The organism is Shewanella sp. ZOR0012, assembly GCF_000798835.1.
Classification (GTDB): Bacteria; Pseudomonadota; Gammaproteobacteria; order Enterobacterales; family Shewanellaceae; genus Shewanella; species Shewanella xiamenensis.
Genome location: NZ_JTLE01000088.1, coordinates 1 through 1,797, shown reverse-complemented (window position 1 = coordinate 1,797; position 1,797 = coordinate 1). Strand labels below are relative to the sequence as shown.

Sequence of the window (1,797 nt, the reverse complement as noted above, 5' to 3'; positions counted from 1 at the left end):
TGGTTAAGCATTGAACAAGGAGGTTTGTATGCCGCGCCCTCGCAGAACTCAGATAAGTCTTGAAGACACGCCCTATTACCATTGCTGTAGCCGCGTGGTGCGGCGGGCATTTTTATGTGGTGATGACAGTTACTCGGGTAAAAATTATGACCATCGTCGAGGTTGGGTAGAATCGCTAATGTTTGAACTTGAAGCTGTTTTTGCTATTGATATCGCAGCCTTTGCCGTGATGTCTAATCATCTGCATCTGGTGTTGCGAGTCGATATCGAGACGGCAAATCGTTGGACTGACCGCGAAGTGCTTGAGCAGTGGCATAAGTTGTTTAAAGGCGATGAGTTAACGCAAAAATTCGCTAAAGGTGAGTTAGTCGAAGCCCATCAGGTCAACCGATTAAAGCACTCAATCGCCCTTTATCGTAGTCGTTTGTGTGATATCTCATGGTTTATGCGCTGCCTTAACGAACCAATAGCAAGGCAAGCAAATCAAGAGGATAACTGTACAGGTCGTTTCTGGGAGGGGCGATTTAAATCGCAAGCCCTACTCGATGAAGCTGCGGTATTAGCCTGTATGACCTATGTTGATTTGAATCCGATTCGAGCGCAACTTGCCGAACAAAACATGGACACCCAACCTTAATAGCGAGGTAGCTAACCTCCTACTATGCTTTGGTTAAGCATTGAACAAGGAGGTTTGTATGCCGCGCCCTCGCAGAACTCAGATAAGTCTTGAAGACACGCCCTATTATCATTGCTGTAGCCGCGTGGTACGGCGAGCATTTTTATGTGGTGATGATAGTTACTCGGGTAAAAACTATGACCATCGCCGCGCTTGGGTAGAGTCATTATTGTTTGAACTTGAAGCGGTTTTTGCCATTGATATCGCAGCCTTTGCCGTGATGTCTAATCATCTGCATGTGGTGCTGCGAGTCGATATCGAGACGGCAAATCGTTGGACTGACCGCGAAGTGCTTGAGCAGTGGCATAAGTTGTTTAAAGGCGATGAATTAACGCAAAAATTCGTTAAAGGTGAGTTAGTTGAAGCTCATCAGGTCAACCGATTAAAGCATTCAATCGCCCTTTATCGCAGTCGTTTGTGTGATATTTCATGGTTTATGCGCTGCCTTAACGAACCGATTGCAAGGCAAGCAAATCAAGAGGATAACTGTACAGGTCGCTTCTGGGAGGGGCGATTCAAATCACAAGCCCTACTCGATGAAGCTGCGGTATTAGCCTGTATGACTTATGTTGATTTAAATCCGATTCGAGCGCAACTTGCTGATACACCAGAACAATCAGACCATACCAGTATCCAACTACGTATTCGGGCCGCATTAAAAGGTGAGCAGCCGAGCAATCTCCTGCCTTTTATTGGTAATGAGTGCGACAACCAACCCAATGGCATTGCGTTTTCATTAAAAGATTACCTTCAGTTGGTGGATGATACGGGCCGAATTATTCGCAATGATAAACGTGGATGCATCAGTGAAAGTAGCGCCAAGATACTGAACAGATTAAATATCCCCCATGACAATTGGCTCAAGCTGACCACCGAATTTGGTAAGTTATTTCATGGCCCTGTAGGCACTCTGCAAGAACTGACCGATTATTGCGAACATCTCGAAAAGCGACGACGGCATTTTGCGGCAAGCTGCCAGCACTTTTACAGTAACTGACAACGGCTTATATCACTTCGACAACAATCATTGCCTAAAACTTCCCAAGCACTATGGGATGACTTACCTCGTCTGAAATACACTATTTTTGAAGGAATTAGCTCAATTTATTACCTCAGATGCT

The 1,797-nt window shown here is 45.3% G+C and carries 1 protein-coding gene and 1 pseudogene; both read left to right on the top strand.

Annotated elements, in window-relative coordinates; all coding sequences use genetic code 11:
* Positions 1 to 28: 28 nt before the first annotated feature.
* Positions 29 to 613: pseudogene (locus L976_RS01760) on the top strand (transposase); the annotation flags it as partial.
* 82 nt (positions 614 to 695) lie between these two features.
* Positions 696 to 1,673: a hypothetical protein gene (locus L976_RS01755; RefSeq protein WP_047533602.1), complete on the top strand. Its 978-nt coding sequence runs from the start codon at positions 696 to 698 to the stop codon at positions 1,671 to 1,673.
* Positions 1,674 to 1,797: the final 124 nt, after the last annotated feature.